This window comes from Rhodanobacter sp. G1, from assembly GCF_055397855.1.
On record NZ_AP039674.1, the window covers coordinates 2420819 to 2443760 of the forward strand.

At 68.5% G+C, this 22942-nt stretch carries 1 protein-coding gene (only partly in view); it reads right to left on the reverse strand.

The genetic code is table 11. The features are described from left to right. Positions 1-22942 carry the 3' portion of an amino acid adenylation domain-containing protein gene (locus ACZ5Z2_RS10930; RefSeq protein WP_464758601.1) on the reverse strand. Its footprint extends 13748 nt past the window's final position, so 22942 of the gene's 36690 nt are visible here — the last part of the coding sequence; its start codon lies off the right edge, out of view; the stop codon is at positions 1-3.

The following is a 22942-nucleotide window of genomic DNA, read 5'->3' on the forward strand; positions in this document are numbered from 1 at the left end:
TCAGTCGGCATAGGAGAGCTGGGCGCTCGGAACGTGGCGGCGCATCCGCGCCGAGAACTCGCGCGCCACTTTTTCGATGCAGGGCGATTTCACGATCGTGAGGTGGCTACCGCCGACGGGAACCAGCTGCAACCGATCTCCCGCCAAGCTGCCCCATCCCAGCGTCGCGTCCTCGTCCTGGCCGTGGTCGGCGGTGAGCAGGATCACCGGCGCTGCCGCAGGGGGCGCGTGGTAGCCGATGGCCGCCTTGGCACCGCTGAAATAGACTGCCAGGATGCGGCGCACCCAGGCCATGTCCAGTTGCTCCGGCAACAAGGCCTCGCGCTGGCAGAACGCGATCATCGCGTCGATGTCCTTGGCCTGCGCCAGTGCGAGCAACTCGGCATGCGGCCCGGCATCGCCGCATTCAGCGCGCTGGTCAGCGATCCAGTTCAGGAACGCCTGGCATTCGTCGAATTCGGCATCGTTCTCGGCATACCAGCGGTCGCGCAGGAACTGGCTGCTGCCGGTATCGATCATGCCCACGAAGTTCACCGCCTCGCCGGCTGCCAGCAACTGGTGGGCGATCTCGTAGGCGATCATGCCGCCCAGCGACCAGCCGGCCACGCTATACGGGCCGTGGGCCTGGATCTCGCGCATCGCCTGCAGGTAAGCCGCCGCCATCTCGACGATGCTGCTGCGCGGCGTTTCGCCGGCGGCGAGGCCGCTGGCGGCCAGCGCATACACCGGCTGATCCGGATCGAGATGGCGTGCCAGCTCGAAGGCGTACTGGACTTCACCGCCGACCGGATGGATCAGGAACAGCGGCGTCCGCCGGCCCTGCGGGCGGATCGGCACCAGGTTCGGATGCCGGGATTTCGGCTGGTTCGAATCGATGAAGGCCGCCAGCGCCTCCAGCGTGGGATACGAGAACAGGTGGCGCAGCTCGATCGCCGCCGCCGTGCGCTTGCGCAGTTGGGACACCAGTTGCACGGCCAGCATGGAATGGCCGCCGAGTGCGAAAAAGTCGTCATGGATGCCGACCAGGTCGACCTTCAGCAGATCCCGCCAGATGTCCGCGACCAGTTGCTCGGCGACGGTACGCGGTGCCACGCGGCCGATGCTGCCCTGACTCATGTCCGGCGCCGGCAGGGCCTTGCGGTCGACCTTGCCGTTCGCCGTCAGCGGCAGCCGCTCCAGCACCACGTAGTAGGCCGGCACCATGTATTCCGGCAGCGTCTGCGCCAATACCGCCCGCAGCTCGTCCGCCTCCGGCGCCACCCGACCGTCCTGGCCCACCACGTAGGCCACCAGACGCTGGTCGCCCGCGCTGTCCTCCCGCGCCAGCACCACCACGTCGCGCACCGACGCCTGTCCCGCCAGCGCCGACTCGATCTCCCCCAGCTCGATCCGCAGACCACGGATCTTCACCTGGTGGTCGCTGCGACCCAGGTACTCGATCGTGCCGTCCGGCAGGTAGCGCGCCAGATCCCCCGACCTGTACATCCGCGACCCAGGCTCCGCACTGAACGGGTTCGGCACGAACGACTGCGCCGTCAACTCCGGCCGCTTGAGATACCCCCGCGCCAGGCCCACGCCCGCGATATACAGGTGCCCCACCACTCCCACCGGCACCGGCTCCAGCGCCTCGTCCAGCAGGTGAATCTGGATGTTCGCGATCGGATGACCGATCGGCACGCTGCCCAGCGTCGTGTCTTTCCGGCACGCCCAGTACGTCACGTCCACCGAGGCCTCGGTCGGCCCGTACAGGTTGTGCAGCGCCACGTGATCCCAATGGGCGTAGAACCGCTGCTGCAGTTCCAGGGGCAAAGCCTGCCCGCTGCACATCACCTGCCGCAGCGTCCGACCGCCGCCTGCGCCCACCTCGTTGAGGAACACTTCCAGCATCGGCGGCACGAAGTGCAGCGTGGTGATGCGCTGCGTGTCGATCAGCTCCGCCAGATAGCCCACGTCCTGGTGTCCGCCCGGCTTGGCCACCACCAGGGTCGCCCCTTCGAGCAGCGGCCAGAAGAACTCCCACACCGACACGTCGAAGCTGTACGGCGTCTTCTGCAGCACCCGATCCGTCGCCGTCAACACATACGCTTCCTGCATCCACTGCAGCCGGTTCACGATGCCGCGGTGGTCGATGCCCACGCCCTTCGGCTTGCCGGTCGAGCCCGAGGTGTAGATCACGTAGGCCAGGTGGCCCGGCCCGGTGTGATTCGCCAGATCGGTGGCACCGTAGCCCGCCAGCGTGGCGGCCTCGCGATCCAGGCAGAACACCGGCAGGGTCGTTGCCGGCAAGACCGCACGCAGGTGCGCCTGGGTCAGCACCACGGCCGGTTCGGCATCGGCCAGGATCGTCGCCAGCCGCTCCGGCGGATAGCCCGGATCCAGCGGCACGTAGGCGCCGCCCGCCTTCAGGATGCCGTACAGCCCGACGATCATCTCCAGCGAGCGTTCCATGCACAGGCCGACCAAGCTGTCCGGGCCCACGCCCTGGTCGCGCAGGTAACGCGCCAGGCGGTTGGCCCGTGCGTTCAGCTCGGCATAGCTCAGCGACACGCCCTCGTACACCACCGCCTCGCGTTCCGGCGTACGCGCCACCTGCGCCTCGAACAGCTGGTGCAGGGTCTGCGTCGCCGGCTGCACCGCCGGGTAGCGGCGCGCGGTGTCGTTGAAGCCGTACAGCAGCTGCTGCCGTTCCGCCTCGTCCAGCATCGGCAGCTCGCCCACCGCACACCCCGGCGCCGCCACGATCGCCTGCAGCAGCCGGGTGAAGTGACCCGCCAGCCGCACCATGGTCGAGGCATCGAACAGGTCGGTGTTGTACTCGAAACAGCCCTGCAGGCCCGCTGCGCCCTCATCGACCAAGCTGAGGGCAATGTCGAAATGCGTCGTCACGCTCTCGCTCGGCATCAGCTCGAGCTGCATTCCGGGCAGCCTCAGCTTGGCCATCGGCGTGTTTTGCAACATCAGCAGAACCTGGAACAGCGGCGTGTAGCTGGCATGCCGCTCCGGCCGCAAGGCCTCGACCAGTTGCTCGAACGGCACGTCCTGGTGCGCATAGGCATCCAGCGTGTGCCGCCGTACCTGCTCCAGCAGTTGATGGAAGTCGGCGGCGAGATCGACCTGGGTGCGCAGCACCAGCGTGTTGACGAAGAAGCCGACCAGATCCTCGATCTCCGATCGGTTGCGGTTGGCGATCGGCGTGCCCACACAGATGTCGTCCTGCCCCGAATAACGCGCCAGCAGCACGTTGAACGCCGCGCACAGCACCATGAACAGCGTGCTCTGGGTCTGCCGGCCCAGCGCCTGCAACTCCGCCACCAGCGGCGCCGGAACCTGGTACGCCAGCGACGCGCCGTGCTGACTCAGCTCCGGCGGCCGCGGCCGATCCGTCGGCAGCGTCAGCAAGCTCGGGCTGCCGGCCAGCCGGCGCTTCCAGTAGTCCAACTGGCGCTCCAGCACTTTGCCGCTCAGCCATTGGCGCTGCCATTGGGCGAAGTCGGCGTACTGGATCGGCAGCTCGGGCAGCGGCGACGGCAGTCCCTGCGTGAAAGACCAGTACAGCACCGCTACTTCGCGCGCCACGATGCCCATCGACCAGCCGTCGGAGACGATGTGGTGCATCGCCAGCAGCAGCACATGCTCGTCCTCGGCGAGGCGGATCAGGCTGTAGCGGATCAACGGGCCGGACGCCAACTCGAACGGCGCGCGCACTTCCTCCTGCAGCAGCTGGCGCACCTGAACCTCGCGCTCCGCCGCCGGCAGGCCGCTCAGGTCGGTGATCGCCAGCGGCAGCGTCAGGTTCGGCGCGATCAGCTGCACCGGCTCGTCACCGACCATGACGAAGGTGGTGCGCAGAGCTTCGTGCCGGCGCACTACCTCGTTGAGCGTGCGTTCCAGCGCCTGCACCTCCAGATGCCCGGTCAGGCGCACGGCCGCCGAGATGTTGTAGAACGCATTGTGGTGCTGCAACTGGTCGAGGAACCACAGGCGCGTCTGCGCGAACGACAGCGGCAAGGGTTCCGCACGACTCACCGGCACCAGCGGCACCACATGGGTGCGGGTATCCGCCTTGAGCACCTTAGGCATCAGCGCCGCAATCGTCGGCGCCTCGAACAGCAGGCGCAGCGGCAGGTCGGCCTGCCATTCGCTGCGCCTGATCCGAGACATCAGCTGGGTCGCCAGCAGCGAGTGGCCTCCGAGCGCGAAGAAGTCGTCGTGGATGCCGACCTTGTCCAGCTTCAGCACCTCCGCCCACAGCCGCGCCATCAGCGCTTCATCCGGCGTGCGCGGCGCGATGTAGCCGGCTTCGTTGCGCGTCATGTCCGGCGCCGGCAAGGCCTTGCGGTCGACCTTGCCGTTCGCCGTCAGCGGCATGCGTTCCAGCGCCACGAAGTAGCTCGGCACCATGTATTCCGGCAGCGACTGCACCAGGATCGCGCGCAGCTGCGCGGTGTCAGGCACCTGCTCTCCTGCGTGCGCCACCAGGTAGGCCACCAGCCGCTTGTCGCCCGCACTGTCCTCGCGTGCCAGCACCACGGTCTCGCGGATCGACGGTATGGCCTGCAGCTTCGATTCGATCTCGCCGAGCTCGATGCGGAAGCCGCGCAGCTTGACCTGGAAGTCGTTGCGCCCGAGGAATTCGATGTTGCCGTCGGGCAAGTAGCGGCCCAGGTCGCCGGTCTTGTACAGGCGAGCATGCGGCTCGCCGGGCGGCGCGAACGGATCGTCGATGAAACGTTCGCGGGTCAGCTCAGGCAGGTGCAGATAGCCGAGCGCGACGCCGGCTCCGCCGATATAGAGCTCGCCCGCGACGCCGACCGGCACCGGCTGCAGCTGGCCGTCCAGCAGGTGGATGCGGGTGTTGCCGATCGGACGGCCGATGGGAATGCTGCGCCCGGGCACCACCTGCCTGATGTCGTAGGTGGCCGCGAACGTGGTGGTCTCGGTGGGGCCGTAGCCGTTGATCAGGCGCTTGGGCGGATTGTTCTGCAGCACCTGGCCGACGATGTGCGGATCGAGCACGTCGCCGCCGATGATCAGGGCGCGCAGCTGCGAAATGGCGCTGCCGAGCGCCTGGGCATACTGGTTGAACAGGCCCACGGTCATCCACATGCCGTTGATGCGTTGTTCGCGGATCAGCGCGGCCAGGCGATCCGGCGCCAGCAGTTCGTCCTGGCCGACCACCACGACGGTCGCACCGGTCTGCAGGGGCACCCAGATCTCCAGCGTGCTGGCGTCGAAGGCCGGGTTGGCCGCGCAGGCGAAGCGATCGCCGGGCTGCAGGTTGAGATAGCCGTTGTCGATGGCCAGGCGTTCGATCGCGCGGTGCGGTATCTGCACGCCCTTGGATTGCCCGGTGGAGCCCGAGGTGTACATCACGTAGGCGCGCGCCTCGCCGTCGACGTCGATCGCCAGATCGTGGCCGGGCTCTCGCGCCAGCTCGGCCTGGATCTCGGGCCGGTCAAGCTCCAGCCTGCCAGCCAGGTCAGGCGCGTCGATACCGCCGCGCGTAATCATGCAGGCGGCGGCACAGTCACCGAGCATGTGCGCCTGCCGCTCCAGCGGAAGCACCGCATCCAGCGGCACATAGGCGGCCCCGGCCTTGACGATGGCAAGCTCGGCAACGATCAAGTCCATGCTGCGCGGCAGGGCGACTGCGACCGCATCACCGGCGCGCACGCCGCGCGCATGCAGCAGGTGCGCCAGCTGGTTGGCGCGGCGGTTGAGCTCGGCATAGGTGAGGCGTGCCGAGCCGTCGATCACCGCCAGGGCATCGGGTATCTGGCTTGCCACCAGCTCGAAGCGCCGATGGATGCTTAGCGTGCCCGGGCCCGGCGCCTGGATGCCGGCGCGGGACGGCGACGCGGCTGCGGCCTGGTTGAACGTGTGCAGCAACTGGTGACGCTCGGCTTCGTCGAGCATCGGCAGCTTGCCGACCGCGCGGTTCGGATCGGCGACAGCAGCCTGCAGCAGCCGGGTGAAATGCCCCGCCATGCGCGTCATGGTGGCAGCGTCGAACAGGTCGGTGCTGTACTCGAAGCAGCCCTGCAGGCCTTGCTTGCCTTCCGTGAGGATCAGCGTGAGATCGAACTTGGCTGTCACGCTCTCGCTGTCCAACGCCTCGACCGACAGGCCCGGCAGGGCCAGCTCATCCGCCGGGGTGTTCTGCAGCACCAGCATCACCTGGAACAGCGGCGTGTAACCGGCGTGCCGCTCCGGCCGCAGGCACTCGACCAGTTGCTCGAACGGCACGTCCTGGTGCGCGTAGGCATCCAGCGTGTGCCGCCGCACCTGCTCCAGCAGTTGATGGAAATCGGCGGCGAGATCGACCTGGGTACGCAGCACCAGCGTGTTGACGAAGAAGCCGACCAGTTCTTCGATCTCGGTGCGGCTGCGGTTGGCGATCGGCGTGCCGATGCAGATGTCGTCCTGCCCCGAATAACGTGCCAGCAGCACGTTGAACGCCGCGCACAGCACCATGAACAGCGTGCTCTGGGTCTGCCGGCCCAGTGCCTGCAGTTCCGCGACCAGCGGCGCAGGCAGCGTGAACGACAATGTGGCTCCCGCATGGCTCGGCCTCGCCGGCCGCGGCTGATCCGTGGGCAAGGCCAGCAGGCTCGGGCTGTCGGCCAGCTGGCGCCGCCAGTACGCCAGTTGCTGCTCCAGCACGCCGCCGTCCAGCCACGCACGCTGCCACTGGGCGAAATCGGCGTACTGGATCGGCAGCTCCGGCAACGGGGACGGCAGGCCCTGCGCAAAGGCGCGGTACAAGGCATCCAGCTCGCGCATCACGATTCCCACCGACCAGCCGTCGGAAACGATGTGATGCATGGTGAGGAGCAGCACGTGCTCGTCCTCGGCCAGGCGGATCAGGCGGTAGCGCACCAACGGCCCGGCGACCAGATCGAACGGCGCGCGCACGTCCTCCTGCAGGTGCCGGCGCAGCTGCGTCTCGCGCTCGGCCGCCGGCAGGCCGCTCAGATCCGTGCGCTCCAGCGCCGGCACCGCCGATGCCGGCGCGATGACCTGCACCGGCTCGTCGCCGGCTAGCACGAAGCAGGTGCGCAAGGCTTCGTGGCGGCGCACGATCTCGCCGAGCGCGCGAGCCAGCGCCTCGGCATCCAGCTGACCCGTGAGACGCATGGGCGACGGGATGTTGTAGATCGCGCGACGCGATTCGTACTGGTCGAGAAACCACAGGCGCGCCTGCGCGAACGACAACGGCAGCGGCGCCTCGCGGCTTGCCGGCAACATCGGCGCGACTGGCGCCTGCTCCCCGGCCTCGGCCACCTTGGTCATCAGCGCCGCGATCGTCGGCGCTTCGAACAGCGCGCGCAGCGGCAGTTCCACCCGCATGGCATGGCGCACGCGCGAACGCAGTTGCGTCGCCAGCAGCGAGTGGCCGCCGAGCGCGAAGAAGTCGTCGTGGATGCCGACCTTGTCCAGCTTCAGCACCTCCGCCCACAGCCGCGCCATCAGCGCTTCATCCGGCGTGCGCGGCGCGATGTAGCCGGCGTCGCTGCGCGTCATGTCCGGCGCCGGCAGGGCCTTGCGGTCGACCTTGCCGTTCGCCGTCAGCGGCAGCCGCTCCAGCACCACGTAGTAGGCCGGCACCATGTATTCCGGCAGCGTCTGCGCCAATGCCGCCCGCAGCTCGTCCGCCTCCGGCGCCGCCCGACCGTCCTGGCCCACCACGTAGGCCACCAGACGCTGGTCGCCCGCGCTGTCCTCCCGCGCCAGCACCACCACGTCGCGCACCGACGCCTGCCCCGCCAGCGCCGACTCGATCTCCCCCAGCTCGATCCGCAGACCACGGATCTTCACCTGGTGGTCGCTGCGACCCAGGTACTCGATCGTGCCGTCCGGCAGGTAGCGCGCCAGATCCCCCGACCTGTACATCCGCGACCCAGGCTCCGCACTGAACGGGTTCGGCACGAACGACTGCGCCGTCAACTCCGGCCGCTTGAGATACCCCCGCGCCAGGCCCACGCCCGCGATATACAGGTGCCCCACCACTCCCACCGGCACCGGCTCCAGCGCCTCGTCCAGCAGGTGGATCTGGATGTTCGCGATCGGATGACCGATCGGCACGCTGCCCAGCGTCGTGTCTTTCCGGCACGCCCAGTACGTCACGTCCACCGAGGCCTCGGTCGGCCCGTACAGGTTGTGCAGCGCCACGTGATCCCAATGGGCGTAGAACCGCTGCTGCAGTTCCAGGGGCAAAGCCTGCCCGCTGCACATCACCTGCCGCAGCGTCCGACCGCCGCCTGCGCCCACCTCGTTGAGGAACACTTCCAGCATCGGCGGCACGAAGTGCAGCGTGGTGATGCGCTGCGTGTCGATCAGCTCCGCCAGATAGCCCACGTCCTGGTGTCCGCCCGGCTTGGCTACCACCAGGGTCGCCCCTTCGAGCAGCGGCCAGAAGAACTCCCACACCGACACGTCGAAGCTGTACGGCGTCTTCTGCAGCACCCGATCCGTCGCCGTCAACACATACGCTTCCTGCATCCACTGCAGCCGGTTCACGATGCCGCGGTGGTCGATGCCCACGCCCTTCGGCTTGCCGGTCGAGCCCGAGGTGTAGATCACGTAGGCCAGGTGGCCCGGCTCGGTGTGGTTCGCCAGATCGGCGGCACCGTAGCCCGCCAGCGTGGCGGCCTCGCGATCCAGGCAGAACACCGGCAGGGTCGTTGCCGGCAAGACCGCGCGCAGGTGCGCCTGGGTCAGCACCACGGCCGGTTCGGCATCGGCCAGGATCGTCGCCAGCCGCTCCGGCGGATAGCCCGGATCCAGCGGCACGTAGGCGCCGCCCGCCTTCAGGATGCCGTACAGCCCGACGATCATCTCCAGCGAGCGTTCCATGCACAGGCCGACCAAGCTGTCCGGGCCCACGCCCTGGTCGCGCAGGTAGCGCGCCAGGCGGTTGGCCCGTGCGTTCAGCTCGGCATAGCTCAGCGACACGCCCTCGTACACCACCGCCTCGCGTTCCGGCGTACGCGCCACCTGCGCCTCGAACAGCTGGTGCAGGGTCTGCGTCGCCGGCTGCACCGCCGGGTAGCGGCGTGCGGTGCCGTTGAAGCCGTACAGCAGCTGCTGCCGTTCCGCCTCGTCCAGCATCGGCAGCTCGCCCACCGCACACCCCGGCGCCGCCACGATCGCCTGCAGCAGCCGGGTGAAGTGACCCGCCAGCCGCACCATGGTCGTGGCGTCGAACAGGTCGGCGTTGTATTCGAAGCGCCCCTGCAACGCCGGCTGGCCTTCGGCCAGCACCAGGATCAGATCGGGCATGACCGTCCTGCCGGCGCGATCCGCCAGCCCGATCGAGAGATCCGGCGTAGCCGACGATGCGTCCTGCCAGGCCAGCATGGCCTGGAACAGCGGCACATGGCTCGCCTGCCACCCCGGCTGAAGCGCCTCGACCAGCCGTCCGAACGGCAGCTGCCGATGCGCATGGGCATCCACCAGGTGCTTCCGCACCTGCTGCAGCAGGCCACGGAAATCGGCAGCCAGATCCACCTCAGTGCGCAACACCAGGATGTTGCCCGAGGAAGCGGTCTGGCCAGCGGTCACCGGCCGATCACGCTCGACGACCGGCATGCCCACGCAGATATCATCCTGCCCCGAATAACGCGCCAGCAGCACGTTGAACGCCGCGCACAGCACCATGAGCAGCGTGCTCTGGGTCTGCCGGCCCAGCGCCTGCAACTCCGCCACCAGCGGCACCGGAACCTGGTACGCCAGCGACGCGCCGCGCTGGCTCAGCTCCGGCGGCCGCGGCCGATCCGTCGGCAACGTCAGCAGGCTCGGGCTGCCGGCCAGCCGGTGCTTCCAGTAGTCCAGTTGCTGCTCCCATGCACTTTCGTCCAGCGCATCGTGCACCGGCGACTCGACCCGCGCCGGCGAAGGCGCATGGGCCAGCGGCGGCAACGCTTCGTGGGCAGCCCGCGGCGCTCCCGATCCATTGTCCGGCAGACCTAGCATCGCCCCCATCGACTTCAGCCTGGCGGCGAGCGAGACCACCGTCGGCACCTCGAAGATTGCGCTCATCGGCAGCTCCGCCTTGAATTCGGCGCGAATCCGCGAGGCCAGTTGGGTAGCCAGCAACGAGTCGCCACCCAGCTCGAAGAAGTTGTCGTCGGGCTCGATCGACGGACGTCCAAACAGTTCCTGCCAGATCCTGGCGACCACCTGCTCATGATCGGCCACGGCCTCGCCGGGTGCCGCGTCCGGCGTCATCGCTGCGAAAGGCGCAGGCTCGATCGCGGTATCCGATCGAACGGCAGACTCGGCAACGGCGGGGGCGCCGACGAGCCCTGTCGACTCGGAATCGAATGCAGCGACCGCCTCCTCATGCCGCAGCACAGGCGCCGGTCGATCCTGCCGGGCCGCCGCTGCAATCACGCTCCCGGCAGGCGGCGCGATGTCCGCCTGCGCTGGCCAAGGCGCCGCGACGACAGGATCCGGGGTCTCGACCAGATCCGGGTAGCGGACATCGGTCCAGCAGTGCTCGCGCGCAAACGGATAGGTCGGCAGGCTGATACGGCGAGGGCGGCGATGCCCTGCCTGCGCAGCCCCCTGTTCGGCGTACAGCACGTTCCAGTCAAAGTTGTAGCCCTTGACCCAAAGCTCGAGCAGCTTGCCGGACTTGCCCTTGCCGACCCATGCCTGGGCCGCCAAGCTCATGTCCTCGTCGCCGGAGAGCATGGCGAAGGCGCCGCGCTTGGCGTGGCCGCGATAGACGCCTTCGGTTTCAGCTCCCTCCACGACGGCCGCGAGCTTGTGCCGCAACTCGTCGAGCGAATCCACCCGCAGCGCGAGCCGTTCTTCCATCGCTTCACGGCCCACCTGCAGGGTATAGGCCAGGTTGGCCAGGCTGAGCCCGGGATCAATGCTCGCCGGCATGATCGCCGCCAGCAGGCGCTGCGCCTGGATCTGCAAGCGCTCGGCATTGCGCGCCGACAGCAGCACCATCGCCGACGCCGGGCCAACGTTTTGGGCGGCGGCAGGCGGCGCGATGTATTCCTCGATCACCAGGTGCGCATTCGCGCCGCCGGCGCCGAACGAGGACACGCCGGCGATCCGCGGCAGCTCGCTGAACCGGCCATCGACCTCCAGCACCGGGCGCAGCCACGGCGCCAGCGTCTGCTGCAGCACGAACGGCGAGTCGGCGAACGGGATGTCCGGATTGAGTGCGGCGGCATGCAGGCTGGGCGCGAGGATCTGGTGCTTCATCTGCATCAGCACCTTGCTGATCGCCACGAAACCGCTGGCGCTCTCGCTATGCCCCACGTTGGACTTGGCCGAACCGATCGCGCAGAACTGCCGATCCTGCGTCCACTGGCGGAATGCCTTGGACAGGCCGGCGATCTCGATCGGGTCGCCCAGGCTGCTGCCGGTGCCCTGCGCCTCCACATAGCTGACCGCGCGTGCGTCCACGCCGGCACGCTGCAGCGCGTCGCTCACCAACTGCGCCTGCAGGTTCGGGTTGGGCACCATATAGCTGTGCGTCTTGCCGCCTGCGTTGATCGCGCTGCCCTTGATCACGCCGTAGATGTGGTCGCCGTCGGCCACCGCGCGGTGCAGCGGCTTGAGCAGCAGCGCGCCGACCGCCTCGCTGTCGACGAAGCCGTCGCCGTCGGCCGCGAAAGACTTGCAGCGGTCGCCGCCGGACAGCATGGTCATCGAGGACAGGTCGATCAGGTGCGAGGGCGCCACGATCAGATTCACGCCGCCGGCGATCGCCACCTCGCTGTCGCCGCTGCGCAGGCTCTCGATCGCCAGATGCACCGCCGTCAGGGAAGACGAGCAAGCGGTGTCCACCGCCATGCTGGGCCCCTGGAAATTGAACAGGTAAGAGACGCGGTTGGCGATCGACCAGAAGCGCACGCCGGTGGCGTAGTTCTCGTTCATCACGCCCACATACAAGCCGATCCTGCGGCTAGAGCCGAGGCTCGCCGGGGTGTAGCCGGCGTCCTCGATACACGCATGCACCTCCTGCATGAACAACCGCTCTTGCGGCCCGATCAGGCGCGCTTCGCGCGGAGTGATATTGAAGAACAGCCGATCGAAGCAGTCGATGTCGTCCAGCAGGCCGGCCCATCGGGTGTAGCTCTTGCCGGGTTGATGCCTGCGTTCGTCGAAATAACGGCTGTTGTCCCAGCGCCCCGCCGGAATCTCCGAGATGCAATTGCGACCGGCAGCGAGGTTTTCCCAGAACTGCTCGACGTTGTCCGCACCGGGGTAGCGGCCCGACAGACCGATGATGGCCACGTCGAAACGTGGCGCAGCCGCGGGCTCGATAACCAGTGTGGGCGCTGCCTGCGCCACCGTTTCTCCGCTGCGGAAACGGGCGTGGCCGGTCGACCAACCATGCTGCGGCAGCGGCGAAGCGATCGCCTCGATCAGCGCAGGCGTGGGCGCCGATACCGGTGCCGACGCGGCAGCATGCCGGGCCGGCGGCGCCGCGGCAGACTCCAGGCCAGTCCAGCGCAGCAAGGCCTCGGGTTCGGCTTGCATGAAGTACTCGACCAGGCTGGCGATGGTCTGGTGTTCGAAGAACAAGGTTGTGCTAATGCGATCCGCGCCGAATACCTCGCGCAAGGCATTGGTCAGCTCCAGCACGAGCAGCGAGTCGATGCCGTACTGCTCGAAGTTCGCTCCGGCTTCGATACTGTCGGCCGGCAGCTTGACCGTCGCGCCGATCAACCGCCTGAAGTGCTGGATGCTTCTCTCACGCAGCAGCTCGTTCGCCGTCTCCGGCCCAACGGCCGGGGCGCGGGCTTCGGTGGTTTCATGATGGTGAGAGGGGGTTGCGTGCGTCAAATCGGCCATAGCGGAAGTCGTCCGTTCGGTGTTCATGCCCGGCAGCGGCTTGGCGTCGAAGGCGCGCAAGCTGAGCTGCTTCATGCGAATGCAGACGTGCCCCGTCGCATCGCACAGATCGATATCGAGTTTCTGCACGGGATCGGCAGCCGCCGTCCCCGTACTGCGGCGCACGAACGCCCACATCGTGGCGACGCAGGGCGCCAGTATTTCCAGTGCCTCGAGCGCATAAGGCAGGAGCAGCGTCCGATCGCCGCTGCCCGCCGCGGCAAGCTGGAGGCCCAGCGAGGCCTGCAGCGCGGCATCGAGCAGGCTCGGATGCAACCGGTAGGCGTGCAGCGACGATGCCTGCGTCGGCGGCAGGACGATCTTCGCCAGCACCTGCCCTTCGCCGGCGAACAGCTCCTCCAGGCCCTGGAAAGATGGGCCGTACTGCAAGCCTTGCCGATCGAACAAGGCATAGCACTGCGCGGCGCCGAGTCGCTCTTTGCCGCATTGTTCACGCAGCGCGGCCAGGTCGAGGCTAACGCCGGCGCCGATGGCCAACCTCTGGCTGGCGATGCCCTGCCCATGCATCGTGCGTTCGCCGCCGGCATCGCCGTCGATGGTGTAGCGGATCGTGCCGTCCGCTGCCGGATACAGCGTCAGCCGCAAGGCCAGGCCAGCCGCCCCGGCCATGGCCGGACGCGCCCATACCACCTTGCCCAGCGTCCAGCCGCTGTCCTGCCGGGTCGCTTCGCACACGGCAGCGAGCGCCATCTCGAGCTGCGCCACGCCGGGCAGCACACGCCGGCCTTCCACGCGATGGTCGGCCAGGAAGAATTCTTCGCCGTCGAACGTGCTGGCGTAGCGCTGCGCCGAGAGATCCGAGATGTTGCGATGGAGCAGGGGATGCAGCACGACCGGTGCGGCGGCGACGAGTGATGCGACACCGCCGTCGACCCAATAGCGCTCGCACGCGAACGGATAGGATGGCAGGCTGATCCGACGTGGCTGGCGACCGTGCCGGAATGCCTTCCAGTCGACCTCTTCTCCGTCGACCCAGCCCTCCAGCGTCCGGCCCAGGTCGGCTGGATCGAGGCTTGCTCCGTGGCCGCCCGCGCGATCCGGTTCAACTGCAACTGCTTTGAGCCTGCCTTTGCCTGGCTTGGTTCGCCCGCGATAGCACGCCTCGATGCCGGCCTCACCCGCTGCGAACCGCGCCAGCTTGCTGCGCAGCTCATCCAGCGAGGCGACCATCAGGGCCAGTCGCTCCTGCATGGCCTCGCGGCCCACCTGCAGGGTGTAGGCCATATCCGCCAGTGAAAACTCCGACGCTTCCTTTGCGCCCAGGAATGCCAGCAGTTGCCGTGCCTGGGCCTGCAGTTGCCCGGTACTGCGTGCCGAAAGCACCACCGCCTCTATTCCTCCGGTGGAGGACGCCGGTTCGGCCTGCACGTACTCCTCCAGCACCACATGCGCATTCACGCCACCGAAGCCAAACGAACTCACGCCCGCACGCCGCGGCAATGGCCGGCCTTGCGCATCAATCGGCGCTTTCCACGGCTGCGTTTCGCGCACCACGTAGAACGGGCTGCCATCCAGAGCGATGTACGGATTCAGCGCTTCGCTGTGCAGGCTCCGCACCAGCGTGCGGTGCTTCATCTGCAGCAGCACCTTGACCACGCCCGCCACGCCGGCGGCCAGCTCCAGGTGGCCGATATTGGTCTTGACCGAACCCAGGCCGCAGTGGGTACCGTTCACCGTCACGTCGCCGGTGGCCGCATACAGCGCCTGGAAAGCCGCCTTCAACCCGTTGACTTCCACCGGATCGCCCAGCGGCGTGCCGGTGCCGTGCGCCTCGATGTAGCCTACCGTGCGCGGATCGATCCCGGCTTGCGCATGCGCCTCACGAATGACTGCCGCCTGGGCCTTGGTATTCGGCGCGGTGAGCGAATTGGCGCGGCCGCCGTGGTTCTCCGCCACGCCGCGCACCACGCCGTAGATGTGGTCGCCGTCGCGCTCGGCCTCGGACAGCTTCTTCAGCACCAGCATCGCGACGCCTTCGCCGCGCACGTAGCCGTTGGCCTCCGCCGCGAAGGTCTTGCAACGGCCGTCCTCGCTCAGCATGCCGGCCTTGTTGAAGCTGACATGCACTTCCGGCGTCACGAGGGTGTTCACGCCGCCGATCACCGCAACCGACGACTGGCCGCTGCGGATCGCCTCCACGCCTCGCCGCAACGCCACCAGCGAACTGGAGCAGGCGGTTTCCACCGGCTCGCTCTGGCCATGCCAGTCGAACAGATAGCTGATGCGGTTGGGGCCGACCGAAGGCACCCCGCCGGTCGAGGCATGCGCCTCGCCGGCGCGCCCGGCGCGGCTGAGCAAGCCGGCATAACCGGTCGCCCCCGTGCCGACATAGATCGCCGTGTCGCTGCCGGTCAGCGCCGGTCCGGCATAGCCCGCATCCTCCAGCGCCTTCCACACGTGGATCAGCATCAGGCGCTGCTGCGGATCCATCAGCTCCGCTTCCTTCGGCGAGATGCCGAAGAACATCGGGTCGAAGGCGTCCACGCCGTCGATGAAACCGCCCCACTTGATGTTGGTGCGGTTCGGTTCGCGCGCCGGATCGCCGTACCACGCCCGCCAGTCCCAGCGCTCGCGCGGGATTTCGGTGATGCAGTCGCGGCCTTCCAGCAGGTTCTGCCAGAACGATGTCAGATCCGGTGCCTGCGGGAACTGCCCGCTCATGCCGATGATCGCGATCGGCTCGTTGCTCGCCGTCGCCTGGCTGCGAACGGCTATCGGTGCCTGCGCCCGGCTGCGCGCGACCGTGCGCGGGCGCCGGCTCGGCAACGGTACGGATCCGCCTGTCGCCAATGCTTCCGGCGCTGGAGCAGGTACAGGCGCGGAAGCGCCCACCGACGCGAACTGCGGCTCGAGCAGGGCCTTGTGCTCGCGCATCAGGTAATCGCCCAGCGCGCCGAGCGTGGGATACTCGAAGAAGATCGTCGGTGCCAGTTCCAGCCGGTATTGCCGGTTCAGGGCGTTGCCGAACTCGGTCAGCGTGACCGAGTCGAAGCCGTACTCGCTCAGCGGCGTCTCGCCATCGATGTCTTCCGGCGCGACCTTGATCAGCGCCGAGGCGATCGCCACCAGCGCCTGCTGCAACGCCGCCGGCCACGGCTGCCATGCCGGCATCGGCGCATGCTTGTCCGCTGCCACCGCATCGGCACGGTGCGCGCCGGCCAATGCCTCGTCGCTCGCCATGTCCGGCGCGACCGGTGCGGCGGCAGACTCGCGCGACGTGCCGAGCATCGCATCGCGCAACCGCGCCGTCTCGCCCGCGACCACCAGCCACTGGCTCTGCCCGCTGCACCAGCCCTGGCGCAGCGCCCATACGCCGTCCTCGCTGCGCAACGGATGCATGCCCAGCTGCCGCGCCAGCATCGCGCGCGTCGCCTCGTCCACCCGCATGCCGCCCTCGGCCCACAGCGGCCAGTTCACCGACAGCGTGCGCCCCTGCCGCAGCCCCTGCGCTGCCAGCTCGTTTCGGTAGTGCGCGAACGCATCCATGAAGGCGTTCGCCGCCGCGTAGTCGGCCTGCCCCACGTTGCCTACCGCGCCGGCGATCGAGGAGAAGCAGATGAAGCAGTCCAGCGCCATCTCGCGGCTTGCCGCGTCCAGGTTCAAGGTGCCCGCCACCTTGGCCTGCAGCACGTCGTGCAGTTCTCGCGGGGTCTTCTTCTGCAGGAAGCTGTCGCGCAGCACGCCTGCGCTGTGCACGATACCGTCGAGGCTTTCGAATTCCTCCGGAATGCCGCGCACCAGCGCAGTCAGCGCCGCCGCATCGGCAACATCGACCGCGTGGTAGCGCACCACGGCACCCAGCGCCTCCAGGCCGTGAATCGCCGCCTGGATGGTTTCGTCGAGCGGAGAGCGGCCAGTCAGCACCAGCACCGGATTGCGCGCCTGGCGCGCGATCTCCCGCGCGAAGACCAAGCCCAGCCCGCCGGCGCCGCCGGTGATCAGGTAGACCCCCTGGTCTTTCCACGGTGAACCCGGCGCCGCTTCGGGCATACGCTCGACCCAGCCGCCGATCTGGCGTACGCCGTCCACGTAGCGCACCTGCGCCGCCAAGCCGTCGTGGTTTTCGCGCAGCGTCCGCGCCAGATCCTGGCTGTCTTCGATACGGATCAACTGGCCGACGATGCGCGGGTTTTCCATCTGCGCCGTGCGCAGCATGCCGCTCAGGCCGGCCATGAGCTGGCCCGGCCCCTGGCTCGGCACCACCACCTGCACCAGATGCTGGCCGGCCTGGCCGCTCAGGGATTGCAGCTGTTCCAGCAAGATGACGGCCGCCGCTTCGTAGCCGTCGGCAAGATCCGTTGCGGCATCGACGACGTGGCAATTCATTGCCGGCATCCCGGCGCACAGCGTCTTCACCACGTCTTCGGGCCATCCGCACAACAGCAACTGCCGCGTGGCAAAGCTTCGCTGCGCCGCGGCTCCTTCGCGCGCCGCCTGCGTCGTCCAAGCCGGCTGCAACAGCAAGGCCTGGGACGGCGTGGCCGTCCTCGAAACCGGCGAGGCCGGCCCGCGCGTACCGTCGGCGGCCGGGGCGCGCAGGCTGAATTCCTTCAGGCGCACGCAGACCGCGCCACGCTCGTCGCACAGGTCGATATCCAGTCGCTGCACCGCGTCGCCCGCCTGGCTGCCGGCGCTGCGGCGCACCAACGCCCAGGCCGCATCGGGGCAAGCCGCGAAGCATTCCAGGCCGCCCAGTGCAAAAGGCAGCATCAGATCCACCGCATCGGCACCGCCCGCCTCCAGTTGCAGGCCAAGCGCGGCCTGCAGGGCAGCATCCAGCAAGCTGGGATGCAGCACATAGTCGTTCCGCGAGACCTGTGCCGATGCAGGCAGGGCGATCCGCGCCAATACCTGCTGCGAGCCCACGAACAGCTCACCGAGCCCCCGGAAGGCCGGCCCGTAATGCAGGCCGAGCCGTTCGAACAAGGCATAGCAGGCCGGGGCATCCCAATGTGCCTGCCCGCAGCGCGCGCGCCAGGCCGTCAGATCGTGTACCGGCGATGCTTCCGGCGGCGCTGCGCCCAGGCGGCCGATGCCTTGGCTGTGCAGCACGGCCTCGCCCGCTGCTCCTTCGCTGAAGATGTCGAAGCCGACTTCGCCGCTCTCTTCGGGGTACAGCGCGATGTGCAGCGACAGCCCGTCGGCGCCCACCTGCGCCGGCCGCGTCCACACCACATCGCTCAAGCCGATCGCGGCAGTGGCGCCCAGCACCTCGCCGATCGCGCGGTGCGCTATTTCCAACTGCGCCACGCCGGGCAGCAGGCGTACACCCTGCACCACGTGGTCGGCGAGGAAGAACTCCTCGCCGCTGAACTGCGTGCTGAAGCGCAGTCCGGCCACGTCCGAGGTATTCCGGTGCAGCAGGGGATGCAGCACCGCGGCCGACGCGGATGGCAGGTGCAGTAGCGCCTTCGTTTCCGGGATCCAGTAACGCTCGCCCGCGAACGGATAGGTCGGCAGGCTGATCCGGCGCGGCTTCCGCGCACCGTAGAGGCGCTGCCAATCGAATGCCAGGCCCTTCACCCACAGCTCGAGCAGCTTGTCGAACTTGCGCTTGGCGATCCAGGCCTCGACCGCGACGCTGATATCGTCGTCGCCGATCAGCGCGGCGAGCGTCTCCTTGTTGCGCTTGAGCTGGCCGCGGTAGACATCCTCGATCGCCTGCTCGCCGGCCAGGTAGGCCTGCAGTTTCTCGCGCAACTCGTCCAGCGAGTTCACCAGCAGGGCCAGGCGCTCTTCCATCGCTTCGCGCCCTACCTGCAGCGTATAGGCCAGGTCGGCCAGAGCCACGCTGTCGTCTGCTGCCACGGCTTCCAGCAGCCGCCGTACCTGTTCGCGCAGGCGATCTTCGCTGCGCGCCGACAGCACCACCAGCGCCGGGCCGTCCAACGCCACCGCCGCCTCCACCGGCGCACGGTATTCCTCGATCAACACGTGCGCATTCGCCCCGCCCGCACCGAACGAGGACACCCCCGCGATGCGCGACTGCTCCCGCTTCGTTCCGCCGATCTCCACCACCGGACGTGACCACGGCGCCAGCGCCTGCTGCACCACGAACGGCGTCTGCGCGAAGTCGATGTTCGGGTTCAACACGCTCGCATGCAGGCTCGGCGCCAGCTGCCCGTGCTTCAGCTGCAGCAGCACCTTGGTCACCCCGGCGATCCCCGCCGCGCTCTCGCAATGCCCGATGTTCGATTTCGCCGAGCCGATCGCGCAGTACTGCCGATCCTGCGTCCACTGCCCGAACGCCTTGCTCAACCCCGCGATCTCGATCGGGTCGCCCAGGCTGGTGCCGGTGCCGTGCGCCTCGATGTAGCTGATCGCCCGTGCGTCCACGCCGCTCTCGCGCAGCGCCCGTTCGATCACCTTCGCCTGTGCGTTCGGGTTCGGCACCGTGTACCCGTTGGTCTTGCCCCCGTGGTTGATCGCCGTCGCCCGGATCACCCCGTAGATGTGATCGCCGTCCGCCTGCGCCTGCGCCAGCGGCTTCAGCAGCACCGCGCCCACGCCCTCGCCCGGCACATACCCTTCGCCCCCTTCGCCGAAGCTCTCGCAGCGGCCCTTGCCGGAGATGAACTTGCCCTGCGCCAGCATCAGGTACTTGTTCGGATGCACCGACACGTTCACCCCGCCGGCGATCGCCACCGCGCAGCCGCCACGCTGCAATGCCTGGCAGGCCAGGTGAATCGCCGTCAGCGACGACGAGCACATGGTGTCCAGCGCCAGGCTGGGGCCGTGGAGATTGCAGAAGTACGAGATGCGGTTGGCGATCGAAGCCGGGCTTCCCGCCACCGCCAGCGGCTCGCCGCGTTGCTGACCTTGCGCACCGTAGAGCTGGTATTCCTCGTACATCACGCCGACGAACACGCCGACGTCGCCCTCCGCCGCCACGTTCTCGCGGGTGTAGCCGGCGTCTTCCAGCGTCGCGTGCACGCACTCCAGGAACAACCGCTCCTGCGGATCCATCAGTTCCGCTTCGCGCGGCGAAATGTTGAAGAACAGCGGATCGAAACGATCCACCCCGTCGATGAAGCCGCCCCACTTGCCGTAGGTCTTGCCCGGCTTGCTGCGATCCGCATCGAAATACGCCGCATGATCCCAGCGTTCCAGCGGAATCTCGGTGATGCTGTCGCGGCCCTGGCTGAGGTTGGCCCAGAACTGTGCCAGATCTGCCGCCTGCGGATAGCGCCCGGCCACGCCGACGATGGCGATGTCGCCCACCGCAGCCGACGTGTGACGCAGGGCGAAACGCGAGCGAACGAGACCGGGCGTGGATACCGGCAGCCCGTTGTGCGATTTCGGCAAGCTCGCCGGAACGGCAGTCGCGGCCTGTTCGCCCAGCAGTTCCACCAGGGCATCGCGATGCCGCTGCAGGAAATAATCCGCGAGAGCCGCAATGGTCTGGTATTCGAAGAACAGAGTCTTTGGCAGCGGCCCGAAGGTTTTCTCCAGGCGCGCGGTCAGATCCATGACCATTACCGAGTCGATGCCGTAGGCCTCCAGGCGCATTGCCGCATCGATGCCCTGCGGCGCCAGCTTGAGCGTGGCCGACAGCAGCCGCACCAGATGGCGCACGGTGCGCTCGCGTAGATCGTCCGGCGCCGGGCTGGACACCGCCGGAGCGGTGGCGACCGCCGCTGCCCCCGAAGCCGGCACAACCGTTTCCGCCCTCGCGGGCGCCAGGCCAAGCAGGCGTTCCAGCAGGCGTTCGCGCACGCCCTCGGCGACCAGCACCTGCGGCTGATCCATTGCCAGCGCTTGCGCCAGCGCCATGCAGCCGTGCGCGCTGCGCAGCGGCGTCATGCCCAGCTCGCGCAGCAGATAACCGCGCGTCGCCTCGTCCACATGCATGCCGCCCTCTTCCCAAAGCGGCCAATTCACCGACAGCGTGCGGCCGCGGCGCTCGCCGCGCGCCACCTGCGCGCTGCGATGCTGCGCGAACGCATCCATGAAGGCGTTCGCCGCCGCATAGTCCGCCTGGCCGACGTTGCCGATCGCGCCGGCGACGGAGGAGAACAGCACGAAACAATCCAGCGGCAGCTCGCGGCTAGCCTCGTCCAGATGCAGCGTGCCGGCGACCTTGGCGTGCAGCACCGCGGCCAGTTCCTCCGGCGTCTTCTTCGCCAGGAAGCTGTCCCGCAGCACGCCCGCGCTGTGGATGATGCCGTGCAGGCCGCCATGTGCCTCCACCGTTTCGCGCACCGTCTCCTGCACCGCCGCGCGCTCGCCTACGTCCAGCGCGCGGTAGCGCACCGTTGCGCCCAGCGCTTCCAGCTCCGCGAACCTGGCCTGCTGCGTCGGCGTCGGCTGCGAGCGGCCGGTGAGGATCAGGGTCGGCGACTTCGCCCGCGTTGCGATCTCGCGCGCCACGATCAAGCCTAGCCCGCCGGCACCGCCGGTGATCAAGTAGACCCCGCAGTCTTTCCACGGCGTCGATGCATCCGTCGCGGCAGGCAGCACGCTCCAGCCCGCCACTTGGCGCTCGCCGCCGCGATAGCGCACCGCGAAAGCCGCATCGCGCCGGTTGTCGAGCAAGGCCTGCGCGATGTCCTGCCCCGCTTCCAGCACGAGCAGCTGCGCGGCGATGTGCGGATATTCCAGTTGCGCCGTGCGCAGCATGCCGCCCAGGCCGGCGAACACCCCGGCGATGCCGGTGTCGGGCACCACGATCTGCACCCGCTGCCGACCTGGCGCGCGGCCCAACGACTGCAGGCGCTGCAGCAGGGTTTCCGCCGCCACCGCATACGCCTGCGCGGGCTGCTCGTCGATCTCGAATACCAGACAATCGGCTTCGGGCAGTCGCGCCCGCACCGCGGCCGCAGCCGCGGCGCCGCAACCGCAGAGCAGCACCTGATGCCCGGCGATCACGGCAAGCTTTGCATCATCTGCCACGGGACACGCTTCCCAGCCTGGAGCGGCCAGCACGGTCTGCACGGATGGCGTGGATTGTGCGATGCCCGCCACGGCGCGCAGCTCGAGCCTATCCAGCCGCACGCAGACTGCGCCCGCCTCGTCGCACAGCTCCAGATCTATCCGCTGCGAGGCATCGCTCGCGGCGCGGCGATGCGCCACCGCCCACAGCATCGGCGGGCAAGGCGCCAGTATCTCCAGCGAATCCAGCGCGGCCGGCAGCCACAGGCCGGTTTCGTCGCTCAGGCCGAGCGCAGCTTGCAGCGCCGCGTCCAGCACTGCCGGATGCAGCACGTAGTCGTGATCTTCCGCCTGTGCCGCCGCCGGCAGCGCGATCCGCGCAAGAACCTGGTCGGCACCGACGAAGAGTTCCTGCAGGCCCTGGAAAACCGGGCCGTAGTGCAGCCCCATCCGCGCAAAGCGCGCATAGCAGGTTGCCGCGTCCAGGCGGGCGACATCGCAGGCCTGCCGCAGCGCAGCCAGATCCCTGGACGGCAAGGACGCAGGCGTCGCGCCGATCGCCAGCCTGCCGTGGCCGTACAGCAGCGCATCCGCATCGGCGGCGCCACCGCGAATTTCGAAGGCGATCTCGCCGTCGTCCTGCGGCAACAAGGCGATGTCCACGGATACGCCGTCGGCCGGCGCCACCACCGGCCGCAGCCATGCCACATGCGTCAGGCGCAGCGAAGCCGGCTCGCCGATCGACATGCAGGCCGCGCGGCGCGCCATCTCCAGCTGTGCGGCGGCCGGCAGCACACGGACACCCTGCACCACATGGTCGGCGAAGAAGAATTCCTCGCCGCTGAAATGCGTACTGAAGCGTTGCACCGCGAAGGTCGAGGTATTGCGGTGCAGGAGCGGATGCAACACATCGGCGTTCGCGGTCGCCGTCGGCCCGGTAGGAATCCAGTAGCGCTCGCCCGCGAACGGATAGGTCGGCAGGCTGATCCGGCGCGGCTTCCGCGCGCCGTAGAGACGCTGCCAGTCGAATGCCAGGCCCTTCGTCCACCATTCCAGCAGTCGGTCGTAGCGACGCCGCGCCACCCAGGTATCGATCATCGCGTCCAGGCCGTCGTCATCGGCCAGAGAGCCCAATGTATCCTGCGGCCGCTTCGCCTGGCCGCGATACATGCCGTCGACCGTCGTA